The organism is Synechococcus sp. UW105 (assembly GCF_900473935.1).
In the GTDB taxonomy this organism is placed as follows: Bacteria; Cyanobacteriota; Cyanobacteriia; order PCC-6307; family Cyanobiaceae; genus Synechococcus_C.
Map to the genome: position 1 here is coordinate 1 of NZ_UCNN01000028.1, position 26,209 is coordinate 26,209.

A 26,209-nucleotide genomic window follows, 5' to 3' on the forward strand; every position below is an offset into this window, starting at 1 on the left:
TCTCCGGCTTCGATGAACTGAGCGGAAGGCGTGAATGTGGAGCGAGTGGTGTTGGCCATTGACTTGGAGGGGTGATTTCAGATGGGGGGGTGTTGCCCCCTCGACTCCTTCAAGGTCACAGTCCTTCTGGTGCCCCCCAGTGCATGCCTCTAGTGCGAATCAAGCCAACATCTGGTGAAACTCTGGTGAACGGCTCAGATCTCAGTCACCACCTTGGCTGACACCGCACCCACCCTCTCGCTACCAGATGTCGAAGCATGATTCGATCCATTGCCGATTTGAAGGCAGTCACTTTCGCTCTAAAAACCAGTCATGTCAGTCGATCTGTAGCCCTTCGGCGAGATCGAGGTTGGCGCTGACGCTGCTGACATCGTCCAGTTCATCGAGCACCTCGAGAAGTTTGAGGCACTCGCTAGCGGTGGCCGGATCGGTGAGGGTGACGCTGGTGAGCGGATGCCAGCAGTGTCCCCACTCCTGCACGGACCAGCCACTGTCCCTCAGTCCACTCTGCAACTGTTCCAGGGCCTCGAAGCGGCCATGCACGAGGGCAGAGCCGTCGTCGCCCAGCTCATAGCTGTCGGCATCAAGATCCAGCAGGGTTTCTAAAAGTGCCTCCTCTTGGACGCTGTCAGCTGCTGTGGTGCCCCGCTGCCCCGCTGCGCCGTGACGGATGCGCACCTCACTTCGGTGTTCAAACAAATAGCTGACGCAGCCGCTTTCGCCCAGGTTGCCGCCGTTCTTGCTGAAGGCCAGGCGAATATCGGCCGCTGTGCGATTGCGGTTGTCCGTGAGGGCATCCACAAGAACCGCCACCCCACCTGGGGCATAGCCTTCATAGCGGATCATTTCCAGTTGATTGATTCCGTCGCCGCCCTGACCGGACCCTTTGGCGATCGCCCGCTCGATATTGGCGGCAGGAACGCCAGCGGCTTTGGCTTTGGCGATGGCGGTGCGCAGTTGAAAGTTCCCGGTTGGATCGCCACCACACCGAGCAGCCACCGTGATCTCGCGACCGATCCGGGTGAACACGGCACCTCGCCTGGCGTCGACCACCGCCTTCGTGCGTTTGATCTGGGCCCATTTGCTGTGGCCAGCCATCGAATCGCGAGCGCCCTTCCGCTTCAGGGCAGGCTACCGGTTGGCTGCTGGCCAGGATTCAGCCGCGAGCATCGAACACGACCTTGGGTCGCAGCTGGCTGTCGGCCTCGATCAAGCCAAGACCCAGCATCTGGCCAGAGTGGTGCACCACCATCAGGGTCTCTCCGACGGACCCCAGTCCGTTGGCAATGTGCAGTCGTCGTCCACAACGCCAGTTCTCCCTGTCGGTATCGGACGCCTCGTGTGCGGCCAGATGCTTCAGGGCCTGTTGGGGTGGCAGAACCGGGGGAAGGCGCTGGCTCGTTGCGTCGCTCTCATCCGGCCACTCAGGCAGGGGGGAAGCCTGCTCGATCTGGAATCCGAGGGCTTGAATACGCCGCAGGCTTGCGAGACATCCGCCGCAGCCAATCTGTTCCCCAAGGTCGCGGGCCAGTGATCGGATATAGGTGCCAGCGGAGCAGTGCACCTCTAAATCCAGTCTGCCGTTGTTGGGATCCCAGCCCTGCATCTCCAGGCGGTGGATGGTGACGGGTCGCGGCGGTAGATGCATGTGTTCGCCGCGTCGAGCCCTTTCGTGGGCGCGTACTCCGTCCACGTGCACTGCGGAGACCTGGGGCGGTCGTTGTTGAATCGGTCCACGGAAGGTGTGCAGGGCTGCTTCGAGGTCGTTGGCTGAGAGAGCTGGCCAGCTCTGATTCGTCAGGACCTCGCCTTCGAGGTCATCGCTGTTGGTGGTTCTGCCGAGTTGAATGCTGCCGCGGTAGGTCTTGTCCCCAGGCAGATAAGGCAGCAGACGCGTCGCGGCACCGAGTGCGATCGGAAGCACGCCAGTGACAGCAGGATCCAGGGTGCCGCCATGGCCGACCCTTTTCAGTCCAAAGCAGCGTCTCAGGCGACTGACACAACTGTGGGAGGTGAGGCCTGCGGGCTTGTCGATTACCACAAAGCCAAAGGGACCCACGACCGCCAGATGCACAAACCTGAGAGGACTGTGGCAGTTCAAGTGGCCCGGTAGGTTGGCCGCGGCGTGAGATCGGCCCATGCAAGAGCTCCGGGACCGCACTGTGGACGTGGCGGCTTTTCTTAAAGACGGCCTGGCGGTGAAAGCCCATCTCAGTGCTTATCTGAACCTGCCTCTGGATGAGGTGGAGCTGCGGCTGAAACGTGCCACAGACGACCTTGCTGCTCTCCATCCAGGGGCTTTTCAACCTGACGATGCCACTGGTTTCTACGAAGACACCGTCGGTACAGGACATTTACTGGAGCTTGCGGCCTGGCATCTGACCAGTTCTGACTACATCGCTGATACCTTGCGGCTGCAGCAGCAGTTCGCCAAAGGCCAGGTGCTCGACTTTGGCGGTGGCATTGGAACCCATGCTTTGGCGGCGGCGGCTTTGCCGCAGGTGGAGCATGTGTGGTTTGTGGATCTCAATCCGCATAACCGCGACTTTGTGACCCAGAGGTCGGCTTCCCTTGGGCTTGGTCACAAGCTGTCGGTGCATCGTGATTTGCAGAGCTGCTCTGATCAGCGCTTCGATGCTGTGGTCTGCCTCGATGTCCTGGAACATTTGCCAGATCCCTCTGCCCAGCTGGACCTCTTTCATGCGGCCATGGCCCCCGGTGGCACCGCTCTGCTCAACTGGTATTTCTTCAAGGGGGACAACGGTGAGTACCCCTTCCATTTCGATGATCCGGCACTTGTGGAGCGTTTCTTTCGCACCTTGCAGAGTCGTTTCCTTGAGCTGTTCCATCCCTTTTTGATCACCACTCGTGCCTACCGACCCCTTTGAGAACGAGCTCTGAAGTGTTGATCGCTTCGTCTTGAGCGGCAGAGCAGGCGCTGAGATGGGTGAAGCGCAAGCAAGCCTGTTCCTCGAGCGGATCGCTCGGCATTAAGGCATTAAAAAGCCCCAACAATGTTGTGCTGCTGGGGCTCAGCCATGCTGGGGTTCGTCTTGACCCTGCGTCAGCTTAAAAAGGGGTGAGGCTTAGCCGGCGGCCTTCACGCTGATGCGCTTGCGGTTGCGCAGGCCCCTGCGAATACTCTCAAAGGTCACGATGCCGTCTGTGAGCGCGAACAAGGTGTCGTCCTTGCCATGACCCACATTCAGGCCTGGGAGCACAGAGGTGCCGCGTTGGCGGATGAGGATCGAACCGGCCGTGACGCTTTCTCCGCCGTACGCCTTCACCCCAAGGCGCTTGGAATTTGAGTCGCGTCCGTTACGTGTGGAGCCTGTGCCTTTCTTATGTGCCATGAGTGATGCCTGAAAAGTGAGGGGGTGGTGTGGAGAGTGTCAGCTGATGGCCGTGCCGCCGACCTTGATGGCCTGAACCATCACACGGGTCAGCTCCTGGCGATGTCCATTCTTGCGACGTGTCTTCTTCTTAGGGCGCATCTTGTAGACGATCACCTTCGGTCCACGGCGGTGATCCATCACCTTGAGCTCAACGGTGGCGTCTTTGATATATGGCTGGCCGAGCGTGGTGCCCTTGCCGTCCTTCACCAGAAGCACGTTGTCCAGGGTGATGGTTTCGTCAACTCCGGCCTGGAGGCGGTCCAGGTCGTAATAACGGTTGGGCTGCAGCCAGAACTGCTGGCCTGAAGCCTCCACGATCGCGTAGGTCTCGGTACTTGGGTCTGCCATGGAGAGAAGGCGACGCGGACAGGCTCGAAGCAATGACATGTCGGAGCAAAGCTCCGAGGCCCTCGGCTTCGATTCGGCCTGAACCGCAATCGAAAGACAAACAAAGATCCTCCACCTTTGGTTCCCCTTTCGTCAAGATCAAGTCAGAGCAATCCTGCGAAGGATGAATGGTCCGGCCCTCTCCATCGCACTGCTTGTGAAGACGCAGGACCTGGTGACGGCGTGCCGTTCATGGTTGCCCAGCAACCGCTACACGACTGTGGATTTGGGATTGACAGCCGACGTCAAGGATTTTCAGGCGGCTCTCGAGCAGAAACGTGAAGCGGTTGATGCTGTGGTGATTGAGCAATCACTGCTCGAACCCGAATTGCGGCAGTCGCTGCTCGATGCCGGCCTCCTCTTCCCTGCTGTGGTGGTGGGGGAGGTGATGGGTCGGGTGGACTACCACCCTGAAGAGGTCCACCTGCCTGTCGATCAAATTGAGCAGCTGGGATACAACGTTGATGCTGCGATTTCGCGATTTCTGCGTCAAGGCCAGAAGGAGGAGCGTCAGGAAGAAGGCCAGGCCCTGAACGTGCAGGGGGGAGTCGCGGTCGAGAGCAGTGCTTGGCGTCTCACCAGCCGGCTTCAGGAACGTCTTGGTTACCTCGGCGTCTTCTACAAGCGCGATCCATCGCGTTCGCTCAGCAATCTTCCTCCTGATGAGCAGGAGGAGCTGCTGAAGTCTTTGGAGCGGACCTACCGAGACTTGCTTTTGAGTTATTTCCGCGATCCGGCAGCGGCAAATCAGGCCCTGGAAAGCTTTGTGAATACGGCATTTTTTGCAGATCTTCCGATCACCCGTGCTGTTGAAATCCACATGAACTTGATTGACGACTTCTGGAAGAAGCTCAGACTTGAAGGGCACAAGAACGATTTCCTGCAGGACTACCGCTTGGCTCTTCTTGATGTGATGGCCCATCTCTGTGAGATGTATCGCCGCTCGATCCCAACCGAAGCGCCGCTGGCGGGAACCGGCGCTTCGCCAGGATCGTTATCCGTGGCTGCATCGTCTGAAGCGCGTCGGGAGCTGTCCTCATGAGTCCTCGCAAGACTTACATCCTCAAGCTCTATGTGGCGGGGAACACCCCCAACTCAATGCGGGCCCTGAAAACGCTCCGCAACATTCTTGAGACTGAATTTAAGGGGGTTTACGCCCTGAAGGTGATTGATGTGCTCAAGAATCCTCAGTTGGCAGAAGAGGACAAGATCTTGGCGACCCCAACGCTCTCCAAGATTCTTCCGCCTCCGGTGAGACGCATTATCGGGGATCTTTCGGATCGAGAGCGGGTGCTGATCGGTCTCGATCTCCTCTATGACGAGCTCACTGATGCTGGCCTGGGCTCATCCTTGATGGACGCATTGGAGGATGCTGACGAAGTGCCCACAGAACCTTAAGCAGGGCCCTGATCTATCGCCTTTGCCTCCATTCGTGATTAGCGTCTGAATAACCCTCATTTGTCATGCAGATCTCAGGTTCCACGGGCTCACCTCAGATGCAGGTCCAGAAGCTCCCAACGGGGATTGAGGGCTTTGATGATGTCTGTCATGGCGGTCTCCCGATTGGCCGCAGCACCCTGATCAGCGGCACCTCGGGCACAGGTAAGACTGTGTTTTCACTGCATTTTCTGCACAACGGCATTGCTCACTTCGACGAGCCCGGGATTTTTGTCACCTTTGAAGAGTCGCCACTCGATATTCTTCGCAATGCAGCCAGTTTTGGCTGGAATCTTCAGGAGATGGTGGAGCAAGATAAGCTCTTCATTTTGGATGCATCCCCAGATCCAGATGGTCAGGATGTAGCTGGCAGTTTTGATCTCTCTGGTCTGATTGAGCGGATCAATTATGCGATCCGCAAATACAAGGCCAAGCGAGTTGCGATCGATTCGATCACTGCTGTTTTCCAACAGTACGATGCTGTTTTTGTGGTGCGTCGGGAGATCTTTCGTCTGATTGCGCGCTTGAAAGAGATTGGCGTTACTACGGTCATGACCACAGAGCGCATTGATGAATATGGCCCAATTGCTCGTTACGGGGTTGAAGAATTTGTCTCCGATAATGTAGTTATTCTCAGAAATGTTCTTGAGGGTGAGCGCCGACGCCGCACCGTTGAGATTCTCAAGTTGCGCGGCACCACCCATATGAAGGGGGAGTTCCCGTTCACGATGGGTGCGCACGGCATCAGCATCTTTCCTTTGGGAGCGATGCGCCTCACTCAGCGCTCGTCCAATGTGCGCATTAGTTCTGGTGTGCCGCGTCTCGATGAGATGTGCGGTGGCGGCTTCTTTAAGGACTCGATCATCCTTGCGACCGGCGCTACTGGAACGGGTAAGACCCTGTTGGTGTCGAAGTTTATTGAGGATGCATGCCGCAACAAGGAAAGAGCAATCTTGTTCGCCTACGAGGAATCACGCGCCCAGTTGCTGCGCAATGCCACCAGCTGGGGAATTGATTTTGAGCAAATGGAGCAGGATGGAGTACTCAAGATCATCTGTGCCTACCCCGAATCTACTGGTCTCGAAGACCACCTGCAGATCATTAAGACAGAGATCAGTCAGTTCAAGCCGTCGCGGATGGCGATCGATTCCTTATCGGCCCTTGCCAGAGGCGTCAGTCACAACGCCTTCCGCCAGTTTGTGATTGGTGTGACCGGTTACGCCAAGCAGGAAGAAATTGCGGGCTTCTTTACGAACACTTCTGAAGAGTTCATGGGAAGTCACTCGATCACTGATTCCCATATCTCCACGATTACTGACACGATTCTGCTGCTGCAGTATGTGGAAATTCATGGCGAGATGGCCCGCGCGCTCAATGTCTTCAAGATGCGTGGTTCATGGCATGACAAGGGCATTCGCGAGTTTGTGATCACAGGCAATGGTCCGGAGATCAAAGATTCCTTCTCCAATTTCGAAAGAATCATCAGTGGTGTTCCCCATCGCGTGACCACCGATGAGCGCAGTGAGCTCTCACGGATTGTCCGCGGTGTCTCACCTGAAGATTGAGTTTTAGGGCACGAGAAGGCTTAGCGCTCTCGACTCAGACGCTCAGTTCCTCTGCTAGCTCGAGTTGCTGCTGGCGGCTCTGTCGCTCGGCCTGCAGTTCCAGTTCGTCCTGATCAGCTGCAGCTAGAGGCAGGTCGAACCAGAAGGTGGTCCCCACGTCTAGCTCGCTGCTCATCCTGATCGTGCTCCCGTGTTTTTCAATGATGCCTCGCACGATCGATAGCCCGAGGCCAGTTCCCACCTCGGTATGAACCGCGTTTTCCACCCGGTAGAACCGATCGAAGATGCGCTGCTGATCGGCTTCGCTGATGCCACATCCGGTATCGGCAACTTCCACCCGTAGCCGAGGCATGGGTGAAACCATTTCACAGAAGGGGGCGTTGTTGGCTGCTGGGGGGCCGTCCGCGGGCGATGTCATCGCGCAGAGGTCAGGCCAGGTGTAGGCAGTGATTCGGAGCACTCCACCTGGGCGGCTGAATTTGAGAGCATTGCCCACCAGATTGTCGAGCACTTGCAGCAGCAGATCCCAGTTGCCCAAGACCTCTGGCGTTTCAAGTGCTGCATCGAGTTCCAGCGTCACATCCTTATCGGTGGCATTGAGCTGGTAGCTGCGCAACGTTTGCTCCATGGCCGGTCTCAGTTCGATTGGACTGAATTGCACTGTTCGTTCCGATTCCAGCCTCGATAGGTCGAGCACGTCATTCACCAAACGTGTGAGGCGATCGGTTTCAGCGTTGGCAACTCCGAGAAATTCTTGTTTCTCTTCGTCAGTCAGTTGATCCCCCATGTCATAGAGAGTTTCCACGTAGCTCTTGATGTTGAACAGCGGTGTGCGCAGCTCGTGGGAGACATTGCTGATAAACCGGCTCTGGGCTGCATTCAGTTCCACCTCTCGGCTGAGGTCCTGAATGGTCACGGCGATGCCCTTCAGGCTTTCTCCACTGGCATCTCGCACCGCCTGAAATACAACCCGCAAAGTTCGGGGTGGTTCGCCGACACTGCGTCTTAGCTCATTGCTGTCGGAGACATTGCTCAGTACAGCATCCAGGGGATTGTGGAGCTCAATGGCCAGGAGTTCGGGCAGTTCTCCAAGAAAATCCTGTCCTTCCAGTTTGCGGCCTTCCCAGCGGAACAAGCGTCGTGCCGTTGGGTTCGCCAGCACGATCCGGCCCCGTTCATCAAGCAGCACGGCGCCATCAGCCATCGTGGCGATCAAGGAGGCCTGCTTCACCTGAGCAGCGGTTAACTCCTCAATGTTGGCGGCGTCATAGGCCTGGAGTTGGGAGGCCATGGCATTGAAGCCATCCAGCAGTTCCCCGAGTTCACCGCCCACGGGTAGGCCGATCCTGGCCTGGAAATCACCGGTGGCGATCCGGCGCACCCCCCGCAGCAGTTCCTTCACCGGTCGCGTAATGGTCAGTGCGTTGAACACTGCGCCGAGAATCACCAGCACCCAGATGGAGATGAACACCGCCACCGTGACCTCACGGGTGAGGGCGGCGCTGGCCAGTCCGGTTTCGCTTGGGTTTACCCCAAGGGCAAGAACACCCAGATAGCGACCATTGCGCACCAGTGGCACAAACACATCGGTGACTTTGCCCTGGGGGGTGAGGTGCTGACGCACCAGGGGATTCTGCGGTCGCGTCTGCAGTTCGGCAGGTAATTCAAGCCGACGGCTCAGGCGCAGGTCAGTACTCCCATTTGCTGCAGTGCCGCTGATGGGAATTCCCAGGTAGACGACTCCCTCAGGATCGGCAAAAAAGATGTAGCGGAGGCTGGTGCTGGAGCGCCAGAATTTTTCAGCCACGTTGGCGAGTTCCCTGTCATGGCCCTTCTCCACCAACTCGCTGACATTGCCGGCCAGCAACAGGCCAAGATCCCGGGCATAGCGCGTGTCATTCATGACGGCGTCGCGCTGAATTCCGTTGAGTGCAAAGAATGTGATGCCTGTCATCATCAGGCTCACCACCAGCGTGGCGATCGCCAGCAGCTTGGTCTGAAGGCTGAATTCCGCCCACCAGCTTGTGAGCTGTTGCCACCAGGTTGCAGCGGTGTCCGAGGACGCCGGGTCTGGAGCGGTAGGGGTGCTGGTGGCCATCGCGCCGAACAGCGTGACGATGAGCCTAGGCCCGTCGCACTTGATGTCCGATGTCGCGGCGATACTGCATCCCTTCAAAGGTCACCTTCGCAAGAGCTTCATAGGCGGCAGCGAAGGCCTGGTCGAAATCGGATCCTTGAGCGCTCATGGTGAGCACACGACCGCCAGAGCTCACCAGGATGCCCTGCTCGTTCAATCGGGTTCCGGCATGGAAGAGTTGATGGCTGGCTCCAGCCTCGAGCTGGCTCGTAATCGGATCTCCCTTGCGGGGAGCATCCGGATACCCTGCCGCGGCTACCACCACACAGACACTGCAGTCTGAGCGGATGGTCAACGCCGGTGCTAAATCAAGCCGCCCGATGGCACAGGCCTGCAGCACCTGGGCGAGCTGGGGCCCCATCAGGGGCATCAGGGTCTGACATTCCGGATCTCCGAACCGGCAGTTGAATTCGATCACTTGTGGACCATTCGCCGTCAGCATGAGTCCGGCATAGATCACGCCGCGGTAGTCGATCTCCCTGTCTCGTAGTGCCTGGAGTGTCGGCTCAAGGATCTGCCGACGAACGGTTTCAAGTCCTTCGGCATCCAGTAGGGGAGCGGGGGCATAGGCACCCATGCCACCCGTGTTCGGCCCTGCGTCACCCTCTAGCAGCCGTTTGTGATCCTGAGCCGGGGGAAGGATCACCATCCGTTCGCCATCAGAGAGGGCGAAGATTGAGACCTCGGGCCCCTGCAGACATTCCTCTAGAACCACCCGATCACCAGCGCTGCCGAAGCGCCCCCCGAAGGCCTCACGGATCGCGCTTGCAGTGTCCGTAACGCTGGTGGCAACGGTGACGCCCTTGCCAGCGGCCAGTCCATCGGCTTTCACCACAAGCGGCCGCTGCAGTTGCTCAAGCAGGGCCAGCCCCTCGTTTGCACTGCTGATTGCCCAGTGACCTGCAGTCGGGATACCTGCCTCATCCATCAGCTGTTTGGCCCAGGCTTTGCTGGCTTCAAGTTGGGCGCCATCGGCACCGGGGCCAAACACGGCGAGCCCGGCGGCCCGAAGGTGATCCGCCAGCCCTGCAGCGAGAGGTGCCTCCGGACCGACCACCACAAGGTCCACCGATGCGCTGCGGCAATGCTGGAGCAGACCGTCTCGATCTCCTTCACTCAGAGGCAGTTTGCTGAAGGTCTGCGTTTGTCCTTCCGTCCGTTCTGGAATGCCACCGTTCCCTGGACTAACCCAGACCTGCTCGATCCCAGGGCAACGGCTGAGGGCCCAACCGAGAGAATGTTCCCGCCCGCCACTCCCCACCACAAGCACTCTCTGCAGAGGGGGAAGCGACTGAAGACCGGAAGCTGAGTTGGCCATGGCAGCGGAACTTGCGGGGCAGGGCCCTTAGGTTTGAACGGATCGTGAGGCGGATCGCCACGGTCGATCTGCGTCCATTTTTGTTGAACGGCTGCCCCATGGGGATTTCCTCCCTCTCTCTCTCCCTGCTGCTGGCGGCCACTCCCTTGGCGGTGCAACCGGTCTCTTCCCCTGTCGATGCCGAGCCGATCGCCGAGGTTCACTACCTACGGATGCTGCAAAGCGATGACCTTGCCCAGTTGCAGCAGGCTTGTCGTGATGCGGCTCGCTTTGGGTTGAAGCAACGGCTGCAGGACTTGCGCGATCGCCTGATGCTGGTCGCACCAGCGCCCCAGCCCTTTGCTGTGGTGACCGCCAATACCAGCGCCCTTTTGGCTTGTAAGGCACCAGAGAGTGCTCAGAGGGTGCTCAGTCGGTATGGACCTGGCTCGGCTCTGGAGCGCCAGGAGTGGCTGGTGCTGTCATGGCGTGCGGCGGCCGCGGCTCTCGATCACCAGCGCGCGATTCTTGCCCTTCGACGTCTGGCAGAGGGTGATCTCTCGCGACTGGAGAGGGTGCAGTTACCGCTGGTTGAAACAGCTACCGGTTTAACCATCACCCGTCTCGCTCTGGATCAGTTGGCGGAACACGAGGCGGCGGCCGGACGGATTGACCGTGCTGCAGCAGTGGCACTGTCGGCCCCAAGTTTTGGTCGTGAGGGGGCCGCTCGTCTTGCTCGGGCCGCGCTCTGGCTTGAGGAGTTGGGTCAGAACGACGCGACCAACCTCTTGGAAACAGCCCTCGATCAAGCAGCGGCGGCCGAGGCCTGGTCGTTGGCGGAGGATTTGCTCAAGATCCAGCTGAGGCTGGAACGGAAAGCGGGGGGTGATGGCGCCAGGCCTCGAGCCAGGCTTGAGCGTCTGGCCACTCGTCTGGATGATCGCTACACCCTCTGGCAACTGATTCGGGAGGATTCAGACAGAACGGCGATTGAGGAAAGGCGCTTGGAGCTGGAACGACAACTCAGATCTCCTCGGGGACTTGGGGGGAGCTCCTCCCTGGGAGAATCGGATTAGGAAGGGCCGTTCGCCCTCGTCTCGATTGCGATTTCATGACCAATTCCCACGGTCCCCTGCTGTATGAAGGCAAGGCCAAGCGTGTTTATGCCGCTGATCAGGACGACTGGGTCTTGGTCGAGTACAAAAACGATGCCACGGCGTTCAATGCCCTCAAACGCGAACAGATCGCCGATAAGGGACGTTTGAATTGTCAGATCTCAGCGCGGTTGTTTGAGCTCCTTGAACAGGAGGGCATTCCGACTCATTTCCTCGGTCTGGTGGATGAGACCTGGATGGCGGTTCAGAAAGTGCAGGTCATTCCCTTGGAGGTCGTGCTGCGCAATGTGGCCACGGGCTCGCTTTGCAAACAGACTCCGATCGTTCAGGGCACCAGCCTGGAGCCAGCACTGCTTGACCTCTATTACAAGGATGATGCTTTTGGTGATCCGCTCCTCACCGAATCACGCTTGGAATTGCTTCAGCTGGTGAGTGCTGAGCAGCGTCAGGCCATTGAAGTTCTTGCCCGACGTGTGAACGCCGTTTTGGTGCCTTTTTTCCGCGGTCTAGATCTGCAGCTGGTGGATTTCAAGCTGGAGTTGGGATGTAATCCATCCGGAGAATTGCTGGTGGCTGATGAGATCAGCCCTGACACTTGCAGGCTCTGGGATCTGCGTACCACTGATCCCAAGCAGCGCATTCTCGACAAGGATCGGTTCCGTCAGGACCTCGGCGGTTTGATCGAGGCCTACGGGGAGGTCTGCAAACGGGTCCAAGGGGCCTGCCCGAACCCCCGCAACTACCGGTAAGGTCTCGGTGATTCTGCGGCCATTGGGCCGATTGCTGCCCCTCCATGGTCAACTTCACCTCCAGCCGGACCAAGGACGCCGTTCGGCAGGGGGCGCTAGGCCTTGCACTGGCCCTCCCGCTTCTCACCACTGTTCCTGCAAGAGCGCAGACGGAGACTGTCTCAGAGACCGAGGCTGTCACCGTGGATGTGCTGGAAGGCACGACAGAGACGGGTGAGGTCGAGGAGTTGGAGGTTGAAGCCTCTGAGGTGGAGACGATTGACGTTGAGCAGGCACCAGCAACCAATCCAGTGCCTATCAGCCAACCGATTGAGGACCAGCAGCCTCAACAGCCTCGGGTTTTGATCAGCGAGGTGGTGATCGAAGGGATTGCCGGTCATCCCGAACAGGAGCGGCTTGAACTGGCCGCCTATGACGCGATGGCGGTGAGGCCAGGGAGTCGCGTCACCCGCGATGAACTCAAGCTGGATCTGGATGCGATTTATGCATCTGGATGGTTCTCAGATGTGCGCATCGAGCCGGTCAACGGCCCCCTGGGTGTGCAGCTTGTGGTGCAGGTGGTGCCCAACCCCGTGCTCACCAAGGTGGAGCTTGAGCCTTCGGACTCCAAGATCCCTGACAGTGTGATCGCCGACACCTTCAGCTCCGATTACGGCCGCACGCTGAATCTCAGCGAGCTGCAGCTGCGCATGAAGGAGTTGCAGGGCTGGTACAGCAAGGAGGGTTATTCCCTGGCGCGGGTCTCAGGGCCAAGCCGGGTGAGTCCCGACGGTGTGGTGCAACTCAAGGTGGTGATCGGCACCGTCGCCGGCGTTGAGGTTCAGTTCCTCAATAAGGATGGTGAAACGACAAACGACAAGGGCGAACCCATCAAAGGCAAGACCCGTCCCTGGGTGGTGACCCGAGAGATTTCAATCCAGGCAGGAGAGCCTTTCAATCGGACCCAGCTCGAGGGAGATCTCAAGAGGCTTTATGGCACTTCTCTCTTCAGTGATGTCAAGGTCACGCTGAAGCCGGTGGCTGGGGAACCCGGCAACGTCACCATCATCCTGGGCATCGTCGAACAGTCCACCGGTTCCCTCTCCGGTGGTCTGGGCTACAGCCAGAGTCAGGGTGTTTTCGGTCAGGTGCAGCTCTCCGACAGCAACCTGTTTGGACGGGCTTGGAATCTTGCTCTGAACCTCACCTATGGCCAGTACGGCGGACTGGCTAATTTCACCTTCACAGACCCTTGGATCAAGGGTGACAAGCACCGCACCTCCTTCCGTACCTCGCTCTTCCTCAGTCGGGAAGTGCCCCAGGTGTTCCAGAGCCAGAACAATGGCAACATCCTGACGCTGAGTGATTACGACGACAACGGCGGTGGCTACGCCTATTCGATCAACAATCCCCCCAGCTCGTTTAATACAGACAATTTCAAGAGTGTCGGCCAGGCCAGCAAGGAGTTCCCAAACACCAGTTGGTTTGAATACGAAGGTGATTCGGTGGCCTTGCAGCGCGTTGGCGGCAACGTCATTTTCGCCCGACCTCTCAATGGTGGTGATCCTTACAAGTTCGTTCCGTGGAACGTGCTTGTTGGTCTCAATGTTCAAAATGTTCGGCCGATCAACTTCGCTGGCGACACCCGTTCCTATGCCTTGCCGAATGACCGGATTAAGGATCACCGGATTCCGAATGACGACGTCATCTGCATCGCCTTTAACTGCGCCACCGAGAACAATCTTGCTGGCCTGCGCTTTGCTGCTACTTACAGCAATCTCAACGATCCTCGCAATCCCACATCAGGCAACTTCTTCAGTTTTGGAACCGAGCAGTTCGTCTCCGTTGGTGAGAACTCTCCGACCTTCAACCGGGTGAGAGCGAGTTATACCCACTTCATTCCTGTCAATTTCCTCAAGCTGGCTAAGGGCTGCCGCCCTAAGCCCGGAGAAAAGGCCAATTGCCCTCAGGCCATTGGTATTCAGCTCAAGGCCGGCACTGTGCTTGGTCAGCTCCCTCCCTATGAAGCGTTCTGCCTGGGGGGCTCCAATTCCGTGCGTGGCTGGTACGACTGTGATCTTGCAGTCGGACGGAGCTTTGGTGAAGCCACGATCGAATATCGCTTCCCGATCATCAGCATCTTCGCGGGTGAAATCTTTGCTGATGCCGGCACCGACTTTGGATCTCAGGCGAATGTGCCCGGTAAACCTGGTCAGCTGCTGGACAAGCCGGGCTCCGGTTTCTCGGTGGGTACTGGTGTGATTGTTACCACTCCCGTCGGTCCCCTTCGCCTGGAGGTGGCAAGCCAAGACTTCACTGGTGACTGGCGTTTCAATCTGGGTGTGGGCTGGAAGTTCTGATGACGTCCTGGCCGGCGGATTATGAGGGGGCTTGGACTCTTGCCGGGCCCGTGACACGTTCCGGTGTGGGCCTTCACAGCGGTGAGTCCGTCTCCGTCACCCTTCTTCCATGCGATCGAGCCGGCTTCTGGGTGTCGTGGCACGACTGCTCTGCTGATTCAGAGCTAGTGGAGCTGCATCCCAGTCAGGTTCGTGACAGTCCGCTCTGCACCACCCTGGAGTTTGGTGCTGGGCGTCGTCTCAAGACCGTGGAACATCTGTTGGCAGCTCTTGCTGGTACAGGGATCACCCATGCTGAAATCCGAGCCAGTGGTGTCGAAGTACCGCTTCTCGATGGGTCTGCCCAAGGATGGGTTGAGGCGATCGGCGAAGTCGGTCTCTCCCCTGCGTCGACTGCTCGTCCCCCACGCCCGCACTTGGATCAGCCCTTGGTCAGGCATCGAGGCAGCAGCGTGATTACTGCCGTTCCTGCAGAGCATTTCAGTCTGGTCGGTGTGATTGATTTTCCCCAGGGTGCGATCGGTCGTCAGCAACTGTCTCTCACGCTTACTCCCGAGCTGTTCGTCAAGGAGATTGCTCCGGCTCGAACCTTCGGTTTCCGTGATCAGGTGGAACAGCTGCGCGAAGCAGGGCTGATCCAGGGCGGTGCCCTCGACAACGCTCTGGTCTGTGATGGGGATCACTGGCTGAATCCGCCCCTGAGGTTTGATGATGAACCGGTGCGCCATAAGCTCTTGGACCTGATTGGGGATCTGGCTTTGGTTGGTTTCCCTACGGCGCAGGTGCTGGTCTATCGAGGCTCCCATGGGCTTCATACCGATCTGGCCTCGGCCCTTGTCGACTCCCCTCACTCCCCAAGCTGAACCTCCCTTGACCCTGGACTCCACTGCCCCCGCGGAACCGATGCTCAACAGTGAGCAGATCATGGGCCTGCTTCCGCACCGTTATCCCTTTGCCTTGGTGGATCGCGTGCTAGAGCACGAGCCAGGGTTGCGCGCGGTGGCGATCAAGAACATCACCCTGAATGAGCCCCAGTTCCAGGGACATTTCCCGGAGCGGCCATTGATGCCTGGGGTCCTGATCGTTGAAGCGATGGCCCAGGTGGGTGGTCTAATCGTGAAACAGATGCCTGATCTCCCCAAGGGGCTCTTCGTGTTTGCCGGCATCGATGGTGTGCGATTTCGCCGGCCGGTGGTTCCCGGTGATCAGTTAAGGATCAGCTGCGAGTTGGTGAGCATTAAGAGGAAGCGTTTCGGCAAGGTGAAGGCTGAAGCAACGGTGGATGGTCAGCTGGTCTGTTCCGGTGACCTGATGTTCTCGATGATGGACTGAGGGCCATGAGTGAGAACGCAGCACCAGCGACCATTAACGACCGATCTGTGCAGATCCATCCCCTTGCTTGTGTCGACCCCAAGGCTGAGCTGGCTGAGGGAGTGGTCATCAGTCCAGGTGCGGTGGTGGGTCCGCAGGTATGCATTGGTGCCCATACCTGGATTGGTCCGAATGTCGTGCTGGACGGCAAGGTGACCATCGGACGGCATAACCGCATTTTCCCCGGCGCTTGCCTGGGTCAGGAACCTCAGGATCTCAAATACAAAGGGGCCCTCACGGAGGTGGCCATCGGCGACAACAACACCATCCGGGAGTGCGTCACCATCAACCGTGGAACCGATGAGGGGGAGGTGACAAGGATTGGTAATGGCAATCTTTTGATGGCCTATTGCCATCTTGGCCATCACTGCATTCTTGGGAATGGGATTGTGATGTCGAATGCAATTCAGGTGGCTGGCCATGTGGTGATTGAAGACCGGGCAGTGATCGGTGGCTGCCTTGGCATTCACCAGTTCGTGCATATCGGGCGCATGGCCATGGTGGGCGGCATGACCAGAGTGGATCGCGATGTGCCTCCTTACTGTCTGGTGGAGGGCCATCCCGGCAGAGTGAGGGGTTTGAACCGGGTCGGCCTGCGTCGTAGTGGACTTGCAGAGCAGCATGAGGGCCGTGAGCTGCAGCAGCTGCAGGAGATCTGGTCGTTGATCTATCGCTCTGACCATGTGATTTCAGAGGGATTGAGGTTGGCTCAGGCCCATGAGCTGTTGCCCGCTTCTGACCACCTCTGCACGTTCCTTGAGGGTTCGATCTCCAAAGGTCGCAGGGGCCCGATGCCACCAGCAGGCCGCTGATGGTGCGCCTGCTGATCAGCACCGGCGAGGTCTCCGGTGATTTACAGGGCGGCTTGCTCGTAGAGGCTCTGCACCGACAGGCCGCTCTGCGAGGACTATCGCTGGAGGTCTTGGCCCTTGGAGGGCCACGCATGCGTGCTGCTGGTGCGGAGCTTTTAGCGGACACTGCACCGATGGGCGCTATCGGGCTTTGGGAAGCGTTGCCTTTGGTGATCCCGACGCTGAAGCTGCAGGCCAGGGTGAACCGTGAGCTGCTTGAACGTCCACCAGATGCGGTTGTGCTGATTGATTACATGGGGGCCAATGTGCGCCTGGGACAGCGTCTGCGTAGGAAGCTGCCCCAGGTGCCGATCACGTATTACATCGCCCCCCAGGAATGGGCCTGGCGCATGAACGACGACGGCACCAGCAGCCTGCTTCAGTTCACTGATCGTATTTTGGCGATCTTCCCTGAGGAGGCGTCCTTCTATGCCTCCCATGGCGCTGATGTCACGTGGGTTGGCCACCCTCTGCTGGATCTGACAGCTTCCCGTCCTGATCGCACCGAGGCTTGTCGACACCTGGGGTTGGATCCTGATGGACGTCTGCTGTTGCTGCTGCCCGCCTCGCGGCCGCAGGAGCTTCGCTACCTGATGCCGGTCCTGGCTCAAGTGGCTGCGCGCTTGCAGGCCAGGGATCCATCCCTTTCGGTGATGGTGCCGGCAGGTCTTCAGCGCTTTGAGCAACCCCTTGCTGATGCCCTGCAGGCCGCTGGAGTGCGCGGGCGTGTGATTCCAGCGGCCGAGGCGGATGGTCTGAAACCCTCTCTGTTTGCTGCCGCGGATCTGGCTCTCGGTAAGTCCGGCACGGTCAATATTGAGTTGGCTTTGCACGGGGTGCCCCAAGTGGTGGGCTACAAGGTCAGTCGCCTAACGGCTTGGGTGGCTCGCCATCTGCTGAGCTTTCAGGTGGATCACATCTCCCCCGTGAATCTGCTGCTCGATGAACGGCTAGTCCCGGAGCTGCTGCAGGATTCGTTCACGGTGGACGAGTTCATGGCTCAGGCCGTGCCCTTGCTGGAAGATCACCAGTGCCGTCAGTGCATGCTTGATGGGTATCGGCGGCTGAGGCAGACGCTTGGTACCCCTGGAGTGACGGATCGGGCTGCATCGGCCATCCTCGATTCGATTCAGCAATGACCAGAGTGTTTGCTGTGTTCCTGTCGCGAGTGCTGATAGGAGCTCTGCTGCTTGTGGGCCTGTTGGCGCCGGTGCCTGCTGCCTGGGCCGGATCCACACAGGAGGCTGTGCTTTCAGGCGGGTGCTTTTGGTGTTTGGAGCATGACTTGGAGACGCTCCCCGGTGTGATCTCCGCTGAAAGCGGTTACAGCGGCGGTCATGTCAACAACCCCACCTATCAGCAGGTCAGTGGCGAGACCACAGGTCACCAGGAGACAGTGCGTGTGCGCTTCGATCCCGGACAGATCACGTATGCCACGCTTTTGCGGCAGTACTGGCGCAATATCGACCCTCTCGATGGTGAAGGGCAGTTTTGCGATCGGGGTGATTCCTATCGACCGGTGATCTTCACGGCTGGGCCAGCGCAGGAGGAGGAGGCCAAGGTCAGCGCTTTGGCTGCCGCAAAGGAATTGGGTGTTTCGATCGAAAAGGTCAAGGTCCAGATCCGTCCTGCTGTGCGTTTCTGGTCCGCCGAGCCTTATCACCAGAATTACGCTGATCGCAATCCGATTCAGTACAACTACTACCGCTGGGCCTGCGGCCGCGATCGCAGATTGGATGCGGTTTGGAACGACAATGCCCGGCAGGGGAGTCCCTGGAGGTGAGCGATCACCTACTGATGCAGGGCTCTTATTGGAGAATATGAGGAAAACCTGAAGGGCTCGATGGGCTCCTGCTCAGTGACTTCTCAGTGAAGATGCGGGTTTCCCCCCTTTTTTGCCCTCAGAGGTGTTTATTACCATCATGATGTGAATTGAGGGAGAGATGTATGTATCTGCTGACCATTCGAGATGGTCTGGTGACACGGCACGTTGGGCCATACCCATCTCCAAAGCAAGCTTCCGATGATCTCGATCGGGTGCTCGCGTCCTGTACTGACCGTGCACGCTGGCAGATTCATTCGTTGGAATGCCCTGGTGATCTTCGTTTTGCCCAGGGGCTCGAATCGGATCAACGTTCAATGACGGCCGCTGCGTCTTGATTTCAGGGCCGGTCTTGATCCAGTCTTCGGCTTGGATAGCCACGTAGAAGCCCACTCTCGATCATCAGGCCTACCCCGGCGTTGATCAAGATCAGGCTGAGCGTGCCGTACCACCACCAAGGGCCGCCATCGCCACCTACAAGCTGCAGAGTCCGGCGGCTCACAGCCTCTCCAAACAGGCACAGCCCAGCAGGAAGAAGAAGAATGCCTAGTTGGGCTCTCACGTACCAGCGGAAGGGGCTGGATGACATGGGGGCTTGCTTCGTTGTTGCTGAAATTTAGTTGGCGGTGGTTGTGGCGTTGCTCACAATCCAATTCACCAGCGTCCGCACCCCGTAACCAGTTGCACCGGCTGGGTCAAAGCCACGTCCCTTGTCGCTCCAGACTGTGCCCGCGATGTCGAGATGGGCCCAGGGGAGGCCTGCATCGACGAACTCCTTTAAGAACAGCGCAGCGGTGATCGAGCCTCCGGGGCGTGGCCCTGTGTTCTTGAGATCCGCCAGCAGCGATTTGAGCCCTTCGCGATAACTGCTCTGTAGGGGCATCCGCCAGAGGCCTTCTCCAGCCTGTTCGGCAGCGTTGCAGAGGTCTGTTGCCAGCTGGTCGTCAGGGCTCCATAAACCCGCGATTTCCTCGCCGAGCGCGATCACACAGGCACCGGTGAGAGTGGCGAGATCGACGATTGCGTCTGGTTTGAGTTTGCTGGCGTAGACGAGGGCATCAGCCAGGGTTAAGCGCCCTTCCGCGTCGGTGTTGTTGATCTCGATTGTGGTGCCGTTGGAGGCGGTGACAATGTCTCCGGGGTGAACGGCGGATCCATTCACCATGTTTTCGCAGGAGGCCACAATCATGTGCACCTCCACGCCCTTGGGCTTCAGCTCGGCAATGCTGCGCATGGCCCCCAACACGGCGGCGCTGCCTCCCATGTCGTACTTCATCATGTGGATCTGGGCAGCACCCACCTTGAGGTTGTAGCCGCCTGAATCGAAGGTGAGCCCCTTGCCTACCAGGACCAGCCGCCGCTGGATTGGCCCTTCTCCGCGGTAGGTGAGATGGATGAACTTGGGGGCGAGGTCCGAGCCCTGGCTGACGGCCAGATACGCACCCATGTTGAGAGCTTCGCAGTCACTGCGCTCCAGCACCTGGAGTTCAAGACCATGCTCTTGGGCCATGGTTGATGCAGTGGCCGCCATCACTTCTGGCGTCAGCTTGTTGGGTGGGGCGGCCACGAGCTCCCTGGCGAGTTCCACGCCAGCGCAGACGGGTGCCACGGTGGCTAATGCCGAGTTGGTCTCGGCCGGCAGTGCGCCAAGCAGCTCCACACGTTCGGGCAGTTCTTGGGATTCCTGTTCACTGCGGAAGCGCTGATCTTTGAACGAGGCAAGGCGTACGGCCTCTGCCACGGCGGTGGCACCCGCGACTCCAAGCTCACCCCAGGGCAGGATCATGCCAAGGCTGTCCCCATTGCCAAGGCTTGCCTTGGTGGCACTAGCGGCTGCAAGGCGCAGAACAGGCAGGCTCACGCCATCAGCGGCTCCTACCCCCACGATCACAAGGCTTGAGAGGCCTGAGGTGAGCAGCTGAAGGCTGGCGACCTCACCGGTCTTACCCCTGAATTTGCGTTGCTCCAGCCAGGGGGTGATCTTCCGTTCAAAGCGGGTTTCTAGCTGGGCCACGACACCCTGGGGATCGCCTTCCAACACGCCCACGGCCAACACGCTTCCTGTCCACGTCTGCAACGTTGCTGGCGAATGGGAAAACTTCATCACATCGGATTGTCTTGGCCCTGATGCTACGGAGCGAACAACGCATCAGTCGGCATTCAAGTCAGTCGGCATTGAAGGGCGTAGCCCAACGTTCGCGGGTCTCCTTGTTGAAGGGTGGCAGCCACGTCTGGATCAGTTGCTGTTCCAGTCTTCGCCTGGCCATGGTGGCCTTGGGGACATCCCCCCAGAAGCGAATACTGGGGCTGGAGCTGAGGCCGGCGTTGCTGAGAGCTTCGCCATAGGCGGACAGGTAGGCCTTGCAGTCGTGTTCGCCTTTCCATCGACGGTCAGCGGCGATGGTCTCCCCCACATAAAGCAGGATCGGCGTCGATAGGTGAGCGGGTCGGTCCATCACTAAATAGATCGCCGCCCCCTGATGGGGGCTATTGGGCCAGCGCCAGAAGCTCAGGGGCAAGGGCCGCAAAACCAGGGGCTTCAAGCGCCTGAGCGGGTCATCAGAGGCGCTGTGTTCGCGGCTGGTCTTGTGCGAAAGCCCTACAAGCCTCGCTTGCTCGGCTCTGGCTTGACCGGGTTCAAATAGGGGGGCCTGATGTCGATGGATTCGCGTCTGCCAGTCGCGCAGAACCACGGCACTGATGATCAGTTGATCTGGGAGCTGCGCCTTACGGCCGTGTCCATCATTCGTCGGATCAGCGGCGTCGCTTCCGCTAAAGAGATCACCTTGGCGTGCGGACATGCTTAGTGCCGTGGAGGCAAGCTTGGACCCGGGCGGCGGTCGCCAAACCGTACTTTGCCTAGCAGTTGTTCAACGGTTTCTGGGGGAAGGCAAAGCCGCTCTTGTAGATCGGCCAGGTTGTGAAAAGGCCGGCGAATGCGTTCCTTCAGTAACAGGGTGAGGCGTTGTTCAGGCCAATCGAGGCTTTGTTCGAGTTCCTGGGCGGAGGCAGCATTCAGATCGAGGTTGGTGGTCTCTGGGAGGGGTGGTGCATCGCCATACCAGTGAAAAATCAGATGGGGTCGCCACTCTTCAGCCTTATGGGCGGGCAGGTCGAGCAACTGAAAGAGATCGTCGGCTTGGCTGAACTGAACGCCGCCCCGCTGGAGCCGTAGCAAGAGATCGATCATCTCCTCACTGCATCCAGGTAGCTGCCGCCAATGCTCCGCGGTGGCTCGATTCACATCAATCACCCAGCTCGGAACCGATGGCGTCACCGGTGCCGGGCTGGGGCTCGCCCCCTGATTCGGAGGGTCGGGTGGTAACTCTCCGACTGCCTGGAGGACTTTCCGGGCCAGTGGATCCAACCAGTGACCGCGGGCCATCACGCTCATGTGGGTGGGCTGACATTAACGACTGCAGCCGGCAGGCGTCACTGTTTGAGCTCTTGGACCAGCTGCTCGCAGCCGCCGCGCTGCTGGATATAAGTCAGCATCAAGGTGTTGAAGTCTTCGTTGCGCTGCACTGCATTGCTGCGGGTGGCTGTGATCCCTTGCTGGGTGAGAAAGGCTTTGGCGATCGCCATGGCTTGCTCGGCGGGGAGGGTCTCGGTTTCGATTAGGCAGATGGCATTGGCTTGGGCCACGGTGACCAGCACCGTGCTGGGATCGGGATCGCCCTGGGCTGTGCTGGGGCCGCTGCTGATCACGATCAGGGAAGCGAGCATCACTGGGAGCCTGCTCTGCATCACCCTTGCGAAAGCCACCATTGATTGCCGAACCCCCGCGTAGGCGCCACTCTCTCAGTTGGTCCAGGCAGGAGGACTGCTGGGTAGATCAACCAGGCCTGTCTGGAATGCCATCACGACGGCCTGGGTGCGATCGTTCACATCCAACTTGCGCAGCACGCTGCTCACATGGCTTTTCACGGTGTCGATTGAGACCGTGAGCGCGTCAGCAATGTCTTGATTGGTCATTCCCTTGCAGAGGCCATGGAGCACGTCTTCCTCACGCAGGCTGAGGGGCGCCAGCCCGGTTGCGGTGGCCTGTTCTGTGGCGGAGCCTGGGGGGGCTCCGCTGGCGCTCCGTCGTAGTCGGCCATGACTGAGGACGCCTGCTGCCACACGGTCGATGTATTGGTTGTCGCTTTCCATGGCGTTGAGTGCTGCGTGCACTGAACCATTGCCGGTGAGTTCGGCGGCGCAGATACCGTCGCAGCCGCTGTCAATGGCATCAAGGATCGTGCGGACGAGAGGTCGTTGCACCAGCAGCAGGGTCTTGATCGCGGGGTGCTCATGACGCGCTTGACGCAGAAGGCTGACACCTGAACCCTGTTCCAGGCCGTCGGTGCAGATGAGAAGGTCTGGATGGTGCTGGCGGACGTGAAGCAGCAGTTCAGTTTCAGTGGTGGCTGCTCCCACCAAGGGAGACACCCCCTCCATCCATCCCACTAGAGACGCCAGCAAGACGCGATCTCGACTGCCGATCAGGGTGCGGCTTCTGCGCAGCAGACCATGGCCTTGACGACGACGTTCCTGCAGCAGTGGGATTTGGCTGGTGAAGTCCACGGCACCGCAAGCAATTGAACGGCCCCCTGCATCTTGGCTGCGATGGGAGGGCGTGGATCCGCACTGTTAAGGATCGGTCGAATTGGTCAGAATTTGTTCAAGCCGCATGAGCACCGATGGCTTTCTTTGAGTCTGAAATCGTCCAGGAGGAAGCCAAGCGCTTGTTCAGCGACTATCAGCAGCTGATGCAGCTCGGGTCCGACTACGGCAAGTTCGATCGTGAGGGCAAAAAGAAGTTCATCCACACCATGGAGGAGCTCATGAGTCGTTACCGCGTGTTCATGAAGCGCTTCGAACTGTCGGAAGATTTCCAGGCCAAGCTCACTGTTGAGCAATTACGCACTCAGCTGGGCCAGTTCGGGATCACGCCTGAACAGATGTTTGAGCAGATGAATCAGACGCTGGAGCGCATGAAGAGCCAGCTGGATCAAACGCCTTCCTGAACCAAGACTGACGGCGGCCCCCGTACGATCCGCACTGCACGTCGCTGATCCGGCCCCTATGTCGTCTTCGCCGCATTCCCTGCCGAGCTGGCTGGTCCGCGGCATGGCGGATCTGTTCCCTGCAGGCGACCCTGCTGATGCCGATCAGGCTTTAGCCGCCAGGTTGGCGGATGCTGAGCAGCACAATCGGCCGTTGCGCATCAAGTTGGGCATCGATCCCACAGGTAGCGACATTCATCTCGGCCACAGCATCCTGTTCCGCAAGTTGAGGGCCTTCCAGGATGCTGGTCATACGGCAGTTCTGATCATCGGCGATTTCACGGCGCGGATCGGAGATCCCACCGGCAAAAGCACCACTCGAGTTCAGCTCACCAAGGAGCAGGTGGAAGCGAACGCCACCACCTATCTCAAGCAGCTTGGTCAGGGGCAGCCCAAGGACAGTGCACTCTTGGATTTTGAAACCCCTGGACGGTTGGAAGTCCGTCGGAACAGTGAATGGCTGGAGGAGCTGGACCTCCCTCAGGTGATTGCTCTTCTGGGTACGGCCACCGTGGGTCAGATGTTGGCGAAAGACGACTTCTCGAAGCGCTATGGCAGCGGGTCACCGATTGCGCTGCATGAGTTCCTCTATCCGTTGTTGCAGGGTTACGACTCAGTGGCGGTTGATGCCGATGTGGAGCTGGGAGGAACCGATCAGAAATTCAATGTGGCGATGGGGCGTGATCTGCAGCGCCATTTCGATCAGCGCACTCAGTTCGGAATGTTGCTTCCGATTCTCGTCGGCCTTGATGGGGTGCAGAAGATGAGCAAGAGCCTCGCCAACACCGTCGGTCTTGAAGAAGACCCGCTCTCGATGTATTCCAAGCTTGAGAAGGTTGGCGATGCCGCCATCAACGACTACGTGACCTTGTTGACGGACCTGGATCTGGAGACGTTGCCGGAGAATCCGCGCGAGAAGCAAAAGGTGATGGCTCTGGCCGTGACTGCCAGTCGCTATGGCCAAGCGGTTGCCCTGAAGGCTCAGGCGGATGCAGCCACTCTGGTGGGTGGCGGCGGCGATGCCGGTGCTGATGTCCCTGAGGCGTCGTTGGCGGAGGTGAATTTCCCCGCTAAAGCATTTTATTTGCTGAGTGCTGTGGGCATTTGTGCCAGTAGCAGCGAGGCCCGACGCCAGATCAAAGGCGGTGCCGCGCGCCTGGAGGGCGAGAAGCTCACTGACCCCAATCAAGAATTCGCTTCTGCCGCTGAGCTGGAAGGAAAGGTGTTGCAGCTCGGCAAGAAAACGTTCCGGCGTTTGGTTGGGTAACGAGGCTTAAGTTGGAAACACAATGCTTTTGTGATTCGTGAATGCCTAGTGCGCCAAGTTCACGGCTGAAGCCACTCTCTTCTCAGCCATCGAAGGGAATAGGTGGATTCCTTCTCACGAAAGTATTGATTGCCCTTGATCCGGTTTAATTCTCTGTTCTGCAAGGTTGCGAGCCTTGCGAATGTTCGCTGTGACGATGGCTGCGCCGAGGCCAAAGCGACTCTCGCTTGACAGGGTGGCTGCCTGTTCTTCGCTCTGATCTCGTCTCAGACTCACCACCGGTTCGAACACTTTATCCTCGAATGATGGGGTGACTGATTGAACATTTCCCGGCACAGTTGCCGGATACCAAGACCCTTTGTTCTTGGGTCTTGCGGCCCATGGTTAATGCTGGCTTTGGCCTGTGAGTGATGGGATCGCGAGTCGATCGATGTTCCATCTGTTCACCTGTTGGAGTGAGGGTTGCTGCAGAGTCCTGGAGCGGTCGAGGTTCTGTCGCATTCTCTGGGGCACTTGCGATCAACGAAGGCAGGGCACTAGTGGTCTGACGGGAACCCTTCAGGATGGGGAGAGATCGCTGCGTTGCCTTGGCCCCGTTGCTCTCCGCTGATCCTGCCGATCGGATCATTGTTGCCCTTGATGGCATGAGCCTCGAGCAGGCCACCGCCTTGAGTCGGCAGGTGAAAGGGCTGCGCTGGGTGAAGGTAGGTCTGGAGCTGTTTGTACAGGCGGGGCCGGAGGTGGTGACACAGTTGTGCGACCAGGGGCTGCGGGTGTTCTTGGATCTGAAGTTCCACGACATCCCGGCAACGATGGCCGGTGCCTGTCGACGCGCCTCCGCGCTTGGAGCGGAGTTGATCACTGTGCATGCCTGCGCTGGCAGTGTGGCCTTGCAAGCCGCGCAGGATGCGGTGTCAGAGGGTGCTGAAAGTGCCGGTCGGCGAAAGCCAACGCTGCTTGCAGTGACGGTGCTCACCAGTTGGGAGGAGTGGCGAATGCAACGAGAACTCGCTCTGACCCAGTGCATGGATGAGCGAGTGTCGTCCTTGGCTCAGCTCGCAGAGGCAGCCGGTATCGGCGGTTGTGTGTGCTCCCCTCTGGAGGTGGCCAGCTTGCGTGCCGCGCACGCTGAGCCATTTGCGTTGGTCACGCCTGGGATCCGTCCAGCGGGCAGCGTCTCCGGTGATCAGGCCCGGGTGATGGGGCCTGCCGAGGCAATGGCTGCGGGATCCTCCCAGCTGGTGATTGGCCGGCCAATCACCAAGGCGGCCGATCCCAACGCAGCATTCGCGCATTGCTGCCAGGAACTGGCGGCCTGAGCCTTCCCTCGGCAGCCGAGCCGTTAGCCAGTGGTGTTCGCTGCCGATCCGTGACCTGGTCAAACTCTCTGGAGCTTGCGAGATCTCAGGATCAATCACGGGGTTGTCAC

General features: G+C 59.0%; 28 protein-coding genes and 1 pseudogene. 16 read left to right on the top strand and 13 right to left on the bottom strand.

The window, feature by feature from the left end:
• Window positions 1–315: 315 nt before the first annotated feature.
• Entirely contained in the window at window positions 316–1,098 is a 783-nt protein-coding gene (locus tag DXY16_RS11965) for a YebC/PmpR family DNA-binding transcriptional regulator (protein WP_115121405.1), read from the bottom strand.
• 58 nt (window positions 1,099–1,156) lie between these two features.
• A complete protein-coding gene (gene truB / locus DXY16_RS11970) occupies window positions 1,157–2,140 on the bottom strand; it encodes a tRNA pseudouridine(55) synthase TruB (RefSeq protein ID WP_115121406.1) in 984 nt (327 codons plus the stop codon).
• Here truB and DXY16_RS11975 point away from each other — a divergent pair.
• Window positions 2,139–2,888, top strand: a complete 750-nt coding sequence (locus DXY16_RS11975) for a bifunctional 2-polyprenyl-6-hydroxyphenol methylase/3-demethylubiquinol 3-O-methyltransferase UbiG (protein ID WP_115121407.1) — start codon at window positions 2,139–2,141, stop codon at window positions 2,886–2,888. The genes truB and DXY16_RS11975 overlap by 2 nt on opposite strands.
• A gap of 198 nt (window positions 2,889–3,086) precedes the next feature.
• On the opposite strand, the gene rpmA is transcribed toward DXY16_RS11975, so the two are convergent.
• Both rpmA and rplU read right to left on the bottom strand, forming a co-directional pair.
• Window positions 3,087–3,353, bottom strand: coding sequence for a 50S ribosomal protein L27 (rpmA, locus tag DXY16_RS11980; RefSeq protein WP_115121408.1), 267 nt, complete (start codon window positions 3,351–3,353; stop codon window positions 3,087–3,089).
• A 39-nt stretch (window positions 3,354–3,392) separates the two neighbouring features.
• Complete coding sequence (gene rplU / locus DXY16_RS11985; RefSeq protein ID WP_115121409.1) at window positions 3,393–3,743, bottom strand: 50S ribosomal protein L21; 351 nt, start codon at window positions 3,741–3,743, stop codon at window positions 3,393–3,395.
• A gap of 163 nt (window positions 3,744–3,906) precedes the next feature.
• On the opposite strand from rplU, the gene DXY16_RS11990 reads away from it, so the two are divergent.
• The 3 genes from DXY16_RS11990 (at window position 3,907) to kaiC (ending at window position 6,784) form a co-directional block, all read left to right on the top strand.
• On the top strand, window positions 3,907–4,824 hold the full coding sequence (locus DXY16_RS11990) for a circadian clock protein KaiA (protein ID WP_115121410.1): 918 nt from the start codon (window positions 3,907–3,909) through the stop codon (window positions 4,822–4,824).
• Window positions 4,821–5,180, top strand: coding sequence for a circadian clock protein KaiB (gene kaiB, locus DXY16_RS11995; RefSeq protein ID WP_115121411.1), 360 nt, complete (start codon window positions 4,821–4,823; stop codon window positions 5,178–5,180). The genes DXY16_RS11990 and kaiB overlap by 4 nt, the downstream gene beginning before the upstream one ends.
• A 65-nt stretch (window positions 5,181–5,245) precedes the next feature.
• A complete protein-coding gene (kaiC, locus tag DXY16_RS12000) occupies window positions 5,246–6,784 on the top strand; it encodes a circadian clock protein KaiC (protein WP_115121412.1) in 1,539 nt (512 codons plus the stop codon).
• A 34-nt stretch (window positions 6,785–6,818) separates the two neighbouring features.
• Here kaiC and DXY16_RS12005 read toward each other — a convergent pair whose 3' ends face one another.
• Together DXY16_RS12005 and purD are read right to left on the bottom strand one after the other, a co-directional pair.
• Window positions 6,819–8,882 (bottom strand): ATP-binding protein, encoded by a 2,064-nt coding sequence (locus DXY16_RS12005; RefSeq protein ID WP_115121413.1) that lies wholly within the window; start codon window positions 8,880–8,882, stop codon window positions 6,819–6,821.
• Between the two features lie 25 nt (window positions 8,883–8,907).
• A complete protein-coding gene (purD, locus tag DXY16_RS12010) occupies window positions 8,908–10,239 on the bottom strand; it encodes a phosphoribosylamine--glycine ligase (RefSeq protein WP_115121414.1) in 1,332 nt (443 codons plus the stop codon).
• Between the two features lie 98 nt (window positions 10,240–10,337).
• Here purD and DXY16_RS12015 point away from each other — a divergent pair, with 98 nt between their 5' ends.
• The 9 genes from DXY16_RS12015 to DXY16_RS15210 all read left to right on the top strand — a co-directional run bounded on the left by DXY16_RS12015 (window position 10,338) and on the right by DXY16_RS15210 (window position 18,803).
• On the top strand, window positions 10,338–11,294 hold the full coding sequence (locus tag DXY16_RS12015; RefSeq protein WP_115121438.1) for a hypothetical protein: 957 nt from the start codon (window positions 10,338–10,340) through the stop codon (window positions 11,292–11,294).
• 35 nt (window positions 11,295–11,329) lie between these two features.
• The gene (gene purC / locus DXY16_RS12020; RefSeq protein ID WP_115121415.1) at window positions 11,330–12,082 is read left to right on the top strand and encodes a phosphoribosylaminoimidazolesuccinocarboxamide synthase; all 753 of its coding nucleotides are present in this window, start codon (window positions 11,330–11,332) and stop codon (window positions 12,080–12,082) included.
• Window positions 12,083–12,126: 44 nt separating this feature from the next.
• Window positions 12,127–14,421: a BamA/TamA family outer membrane protein gene (locus tag DXY16_RS12025; RefSeq protein WP_115121416.1), complete on the top strand. Its 2,295-nt coding sequence runs from the start codon at window positions 12,127–12,129 to the stop codon at window positions 14,419–14,421.
• Window positions 14,421–15,284: a UDP-3-O-acyl-N-acetylglucosamine deacetylase gene (gene lpxC, locus DXY16_RS12030; RefSeq protein ID WP_115121417.1), complete on the top strand. Its 864-nt coding sequence runs from the start codon at window positions 14,421–14,423 to the stop codon at window positions 15,282–15,284. The genes DXY16_RS12025 and lpxC overlap by 1 nt, the downstream gene beginning before the upstream one ends.
• 40 nt (window positions 15,285–15,324) lie before the next feature.
• Window positions 15,325–15,753 (top strand): 3-hydroxyacyl-ACP dehydratase FabZ, encoded by a 429-nt coding sequence (gene fabZ, locus DXY16_RS12035; RefSeq protein WP_115121439.1) that lies wholly within the window; start codon window positions 15,325–15,327, stop codon window positions 15,751–15,753.
• Window positions 15,754–15,758: 5 nt separating this feature from the next.
• Window positions 15,759–16,604 (top strand): acyl-ACP--UDP-N-acetylglucosamine O-acyltransferase, encoded by an 846-nt coding sequence (lpxA, locus tag DXY16_RS12040; RefSeq protein WP_115121418.1) that lies wholly within the window; start codon window positions 15,759–15,761, stop codon window positions 16,602–16,604.
• On the top strand, window positions 16,604–17,782 hold the full coding sequence (lpxB, locus tag DXY16_RS12045) for a lipid-A-disaccharide synthase (RefSeq protein ID WP_115121419.1): 1,179 nt from the start codon (window positions 16,604–16,606) through the stop codon (window positions 17,780–17,782). Before lpxA ends, lpxB begins: the two co-directional genes overlap by 1 nt.
• Complete coding sequence (gene msrA / locus DXY16_RS12050; protein ID WP_115121420.1) at window positions 17,779–18,426, top strand: peptide-methionine (S)-S-oxide reductase MsrA; 648 nt, start codon at window positions 17,779–17,781, stop codon at window positions 18,424–18,426. The genes lpxB and msrA overlap by 4 nt, the downstream gene beginning before the upstream one ends.
• A 164-nt stretch (window positions 18,427–18,590) precedes the next feature.
• Window positions 18,591–18,803, top strand: coding sequence for a hypothetical protein (locus tag DXY16_RS15210; protein ID WP_115121421.1), 213 nt, complete (start codon window positions 18,591–18,593; stop codon window positions 18,801–18,803).
• Window positions 18,804–18,805: 2 nt separating this feature from the next.
• Here the strand turns inward: DXY16_RS15210 and DXY16_RS12060 are convergent, their stop codons facing one another.
• From DXY16_RS12060 to DXY16_RS12085, 6 genes are all read right to left on the bottom strand, one after another.
• Complete coding sequence (locus DXY16_RS12060) at window positions 18,806–19,054, bottom strand: hypothetical protein (RefSeq protein ID WP_115121422.1); 249 nt, start codon at window positions 19,052–19,054, stop codon at window positions 18,806–18,808.
• 27 nt (window positions 19,055–19,081) lie between these two features.
• Entirely contained in the window at window positions 19,082–20,569 is a 1,488-nt protein-coding gene (locus tag DXY16_RS12065; RefSeq protein WP_115121423.1) for a leucyl aminopeptidase, read from the bottom strand.
• A gap of 61 nt (window positions 20,570–20,630) precedes the next feature.
• Complete coding sequence (locus DXY16_RS12070; protein ID WP_170953950.1) at window positions 20,631–21,266, bottom strand: GIY-YIG nuclease family protein; 636 nt, start codon at window positions 21,264–21,266, stop codon at window positions 20,631–20,633.
• A 2-nt stretch (window positions 21,267–21,268) separates the two neighbouring features.
• Window positions 21,269–21,850 carry a hypothetical protein gene (locus DXY16_RS12075; RefSeq protein WP_115121441.1) on the bottom strand — a complete coding sequence of 194 codons (582 nt, stop codon included), beginning with the start codon at window positions 21,848–21,850 and terminating at the stop codon, window positions 21,269–21,271.
• 47 nt (window positions 21,851–21,897) lie between these two features.
• Window positions 21,898–22,191 carry a hypothetical protein gene (locus DXY16_RS12080; RefSeq protein WP_137007093.1) on the bottom strand — a complete coding sequence of 98 codons (294 nt, stop codon included), beginning with the start codon at window positions 22,189–22,191 and terminating at the stop codon, window positions 21,898–21,900.
• A 75-nt stretch (window positions 22,192–22,266) separates the two neighbouring features.
• The gene (locus DXY16_RS12085; RefSeq protein ID WP_115121425.1) at window positions 22,267–23,031 is read right to left on the bottom strand and encodes a response regulator transcription factor; all 765 of its coding nucleotides are present in this window, start codon (window positions 23,029–23,031) and stop codon (window positions 22,267–22,269) included.
• 116 nt (window positions 23,032–23,147) lie between these two features.
• Between DXY16_RS12085 and DXY16_RS12090 the strand changes: the two genes are divergently transcribed.
• Together DXY16_RS12090 and tyrS are read left to right on the top strand one after the other, a co-directional pair.
• Entirely contained in the window at window positions 23,148–23,474 is a 327-nt protein-coding gene (locus DXY16_RS12090) for a DUF1825 family protein (protein WP_115019452.1), read from the top strand.
• A 58-nt stretch (window positions 23,475–23,532) separates the two neighbouring features.
• Entirely contained in the window at window positions 23,533–24,780 is a 1,248-nt protein-coding gene (gene tyrS, locus DXY16_RS12095; RefSeq protein ID WP_115121426.1) for a tyrosine--tRNA ligase, read from the top strand.
• Window positions 24,781–24,894: 114 nt separating this feature from the next.
• Here the strand turns inward: tyrS and DXY16_RS15390 are convergent.
• Window positions 24,895–25,137: pseudogene (locus DXY16_RS15390) on the bottom strand (aldehyde dehydrogenase family protein); the annotation flags it as partial.
• 230 nt (window positions 25,138–25,367) lie between these two features.
• On the opposite strand from DXY16_RS15390, the gene pyrF reads away from it, so the two are divergent.
• The gene (gene pyrF / locus DXY16_RS12105; RefSeq protein ID WP_115121442.1) at window positions 25,368–26,099 is read left to right on the top strand and encodes an orotidine-5'-phosphate decarboxylase; all 732 of its coding nucleotides are present in this window, start codon (window positions 25,368–25,370) and stop codon (window positions 26,097–26,099) included.
• Window positions 26,100–26,209: the final 110 nt, after the last annotated feature.